General features: G+C 37.4%; 5 protein-coding genes. 2 read left to right on the forward strand and 3 right to left on the reverse strand.

Going from position 1 to position 4,190, the window contains the following annotated elements:
* Both AC1DSB_RS15240 and AC1DSB_RS15245 read right to left on the reverse strand, forming a co-directional pair.
* Positions 1-1,320, reverse strand: a 1,320-nt coding sequence (locus AC1DSB_RS15240) for a ribonuclease J (protein ID WP_477587028.1), incomplete at its 3' end; no start/stop codon positions are given.
* A gap of 5 nt (positions 1,321-1,325) precedes the next feature.
* Positions 1,326-1,535 carry a DNA-dependent RNA polymerase subunit epsilon gene (locus AC1DSB_RS15245; protein ID WP_016427835.1) on the reverse strand — a complete coding sequence of 70 codons (210 nt, stop codon included), beginning with the start codon at positions 1,533-1,535 and terminating at the stop codon, positions 1,326-1,328.
* 277 nt (positions 1,536-1,812) lie between these two features.
* On the opposite strand from AC1DSB_RS15245, the gene AC1DSB_RS15250 reads away from it, so the two are divergent.
* Positions 1,813-2,583 carry a Cof-type HAD-IIB family hydrolase gene (locus AC1DSB_RS15250; protein ID WP_477532599.1) on the forward strand — a complete coding sequence of 257 codons (771 nt, stop codon included), beginning with the start codon at positions 1,813-1,815 and terminating at the stop codon, positions 2,581-2,583.
* Between the two features lie 46 nt (positions 2,584-2,629).
* Here AC1DSB_RS15250 and def read toward each other — a convergent pair whose 3' ends face one another.
* Positions 2,630-3,178 carry a peptide deformylase gene (gene def / locus AC1DSB_RS15255; RefSeq protein ID WP_342541865.1) on the reverse strand — a complete coding sequence of 183 codons (549 nt, stop codon included), beginning with the start codon at positions 3,176-3,178 and terminating at the stop codon, positions 2,630-2,632.
* Between the two features lie 140 nt (positions 3,179-3,318).
* On the opposite strand from def, the gene AC1DSB_RS15260 reads away from it, so the two are divergent.
* On the forward strand, positions 3,319-3,963 hold the full coding sequence (locus tag AC1DSB_RS15260; RefSeq protein ID WP_477532596.1) for a YkyA family protein: 645 nt from the start codon (positions 3,319-3,321) through the stop codon (positions 3,961-3,963).
* The last annotated feature ends 227 nt before the right edge of the window (positions 3,964-4,190 follow it).

The following is a 4,190-nucleotide window of genomic DNA, read 5'->3' on the forward strand; positions in this document are numbered from 1 at the left end:
AACATCACCTGAAGGAATGCGACCAGCGACTGCTGCTTGGTTTTGGCTAAGTGCCAATACATCACCGTTTTCCATGATGAAAGTATTTTCCGGCTCCACGTCACAATCAACAGCAAGTTCCGTATGCATTTTCAACATACGATACTCACCATGAATCGGCATAAAGAATTTAGGTTTCATTAAACGTAACATCAATTTCTGTTCTTCTTGAGAACCATGACCTGAAGTGTGAATGTTATTCAATGAACCATGAATAACATCTGCTCCTGCACGGAACAATAAGTTGATTGTTCGATTGACGCTTGTACGATTACCAGGAATCGGTGAAGAAGAGAAAATTACCGTATCCGCTGGTTGAATTTGAATTTGTCGGTGTGTACCGTTTGCAATTCTCGATAACGCTGCCATCGGTTCACCTTGGCTACCTGTACATAAAATCATAACTTCATTCGCAGGCAAACGATTCAATGATTGCGCATCGACGAATGTTTCTTTCGGTGCAGTAATATAGCCAAGTTCACGTCCGATTGTAATGGCGTTATCCATACTACGTCCAAAAACAGCAATTTTACGTCCGTGATGGACAGCCGCTTCCGTTACTTGTTGTAAGCGATGAATGTTTGACGCAAAAGTTGCGAAAATGATGCGACCATCAACTTTACGGAAAATTTCCGACAAGCTTTCGCCAACTTTACGCTCTGACATTGTGAAATTTGGTACTTCTGCATTTGTACTATCAGAAAGCAAACACAGCACGCCGTCTCGGCCAATTTCAGCCATTTTGGTTAAGTTAGCTGGTTCACCAWCGGGTGTGAAATCGAATTTAAAATCTCCTGTATGTACAACATTGCCGGGTGGTGTTTTAACTACGATGCCGTATGCATCCGGAATACTGTGCGTTGTACGGAAGAAACTCACTGAAGTTTTTCTGAATTTAATCACGTCTTCTTCAGCGATTACATGCATTTTAGTTGTACGCAATAAACCATGTTCTTCTAATTTATTTCGCAATAAACCTAGTGCAAGTTTGCCTCCGTAAACAGGGATATTTAATTGTTTCAGCAAATAGGGAATACCACCGATGTGATCTTCGTGACCGTGTGTAATAAATAGACCTTTAATCTTGTCTACATTTTTCACAAGGTACGTGTAATCAGGAATAACGTAATCAATCCCGAGTAAATCATCTTCAGGGAATTTAATACCTGCATCAATTAAAATTATTTCATCTTGGAATTGAACACCATAAGTGTTTTTACCGATTTCGCCCAGTCCGCCGAGTGCGAAAACCGCTGTTTGATCATTCTTAACAAATTTCATGTGGATTAAAGTTTCTCCACTTTGTAGTTTTCGCTAGCTTGTTCGTAAGATAAATGATTACCTTCTAGTAGCTGAACGAATTCGATATTATACTTGCGATCCTTTAAAGCGTAACGAACTTCACGTTCAGAGGATGCTTCGATATAAAGGCTTTTTGTGTTTTCGCGAACTGGCACTTCAAGCACGTTTTCTTGATAATAAACTTTGTAAATCATGTTTTGCTCTCCTTTTTCACGTTCAAAATAATTACATTCTCTTTATATTATCACGAGCGCCTTTTAAAATAAAGAAAAGCCCTACTATAAATAGCAGGGCAAAAAATTAAGCGATCGATTTTTTCCCGARTATGCCGCCCAACCGTCTCAATAATTTCTTTTTTAGACGCTTTAACATGGCAAATCACTCCTTATACATCATTATACAGAAAATTGCAACTTTTGTAAAGGGTTCCCGTCTTTAGTAGACTGGAGGACAAAAGAAAGGATGAAAGTTTTGAGAAAAGTATTGTTTTTTGATATTGACGGAACCTTATATAATTCCGATAAAAAGTTACCAATCAAAGCGAAAGAAGCAGTATTCGAAGCTCGAAAAAACGGGCATGAAGTTTTTATCGCTACTGGACGAGCACCTTTTATGATTCAGGATGTTCTAAAAGAATTAGAGATTGACTCGTACATATGTTTTAACGGTCAATATATTGTCTATAAAGGTGAAGTGGTGTCCAAAACACAAATTGATCTTGAACTACTCAAGTCAGTATCGGCCTACGCGGAAATCAAAAATCATCCGATGGTATATATGAATGCTGAAAAAATGATTGCCTCTAGTACATATCATCCTCATGTAGAAGAAAGCATCAGTACCCTGAAGTTTCCTCATCCTGCTTTCGAAAAAGATTTTTATCTTAATCAAAAAATTTATCAAGCGCTTTTATTTTGCTCTTTTGAAGAAGAAAAGGCATACAAAGAAAATTTCCCGCTTTTGAAATTCGTCAGATGGCATCGTGTATCTACTGATATTTTGCCAAATGGGGCTTCAAAAGCCAATGCTGTATATTTTTTATGTGAAAAACTTCAAATCGCAGTTGAAGACACGATTGCTTTTGGAGACGGGCTGAATGATGTCGAAATGTTGGAGGCGGTAGGTTTTGGCGTTTGTATGGGGAATGGACATGAAGAAGCGTTGAAACGTGCTAAATATGTTACCACTCATGTTGACGAAGATGGTTTAGTAAATGCCATGAGATATTTAAAGCTTATTTAATTCAAATAAACAGCAAAAAGGTTCCCAAAATTTTTGGGAACCTTTATTATTTTCGTTCATAAGGAACGGCATCAGGGATTTCTTCAAAAGGGTTTTTCTTGTTGATGTGATCGAAAAACATAATCCCGTTCAAGTGATCCAACTCGTGTTGAAAAGCGATTGCTGGTAAACCTTTTAAACGCAGTTTGAATTCTTTTCCATCTGGATAAATACCTTTGGCGGTTATGCGTGCATATCTAGGAACATAACCTTCTATTGCACGGTCAACAGATAAACAACCTTCTCCAACAGTAATATACGTTTTTTCAACTGAGTGACTGATTATTTTTGGATTTATGGCAACTAGACTTAATTCATCGTCCGGTAAGTGAAGTGCAAACATACGCTTTGATACATTGACTTGGGGTGCAGCTATTCCGATTCCAGGACGCAAGTCATATCGTCCCACCATTTCCGAATCTTGACTGTTTTTCACATAGTCCAATAAGTCCTGTGCCAATTTGGCATCTTCAGTGCATAGAGGGAAATCTACTTCCTGCGCTTTTTTTCGCAAAGTTGGATGTCCTTCGCGGATAATATCTTTCATTACAAACATCGTGGTCTTCCTTTCCTACTTTCAGTCTTTAATTAGTATAGCGAAGGTTAGCCCTTGTGCAAACGAAAATGACGAATTTAGTGAAGTTGAAATTTTTCACTTGAAGGTCTATAGTAAAAAAAGATTTGGGAGGTTATGAAATGAAAAAAATTGTAATTGGTACCGTTTTGTCTACTTCACTATTACTCTCTGCATGTTCAATAGGAACATCTGTTGAGCAGCAATTATCCGATTCATTAACTAAAATATATGAAGAAGAACAAGGATATCGTGACGCACAAGCAAAATTGGCTGAATTAGAAAAGAAAGAACAACTGACTTTTAACCAAACGATGGAACTTACTCAAGAACAGAAAGAAAAAGTCGGTGCAAAAGTTGAAGAGATGAAATTATCATTAACTGAAAGATTAACTCTATTAAAAGAAGAGAATGATTCGATTAAAGGCGCCCAAGAATCACTTTCTTCATTAGATAAAATAGTAGAAGAGGCAAAAGAAGATCAAATCAAATCTTCGGTATCTGAATTACAAGCTACAATGGATGCGCGATATGAAGCACATGATGTCGTAAGTGATGAATATCAAAAATTAACTGACTTACAAAGTGATTTATATGAAATGCTAGCGAATGAAGAAACTCAACAAGAAGAACTTCAGGAACATGTAACGAAAGTCAATGTGCAAAACGAACTTGTTCAATCAGCGATTAATGCTTTCAATGATGCAACCAAAAAAATAAATGATCAGAAAGAGTCTGTATATGACTCGTTACAAGAAGAAAAGTAAAACGACCTCGAGCTGAGGTCGTTTCAGCTTTTTGACAAAAGAATAATAATTAATATAAAAGTATAAAAATTGAGTTCTTATTTTTTGCACTCTAACGAAAGAGATTGTGGTCGGCTATATCTTTCGCTTTCCGCGGACGAAACGCTAGCCTCCTCGGCTCAGCTGTCTATGACAGCTGAACCTGTGGGGTCTAACTTATTTCGTTTTTCCGCAGGAGTCTTCAGAAA

This window comes from Paenisporosarcina sp. P4_E4_2 (assembly GCF_056401595.1).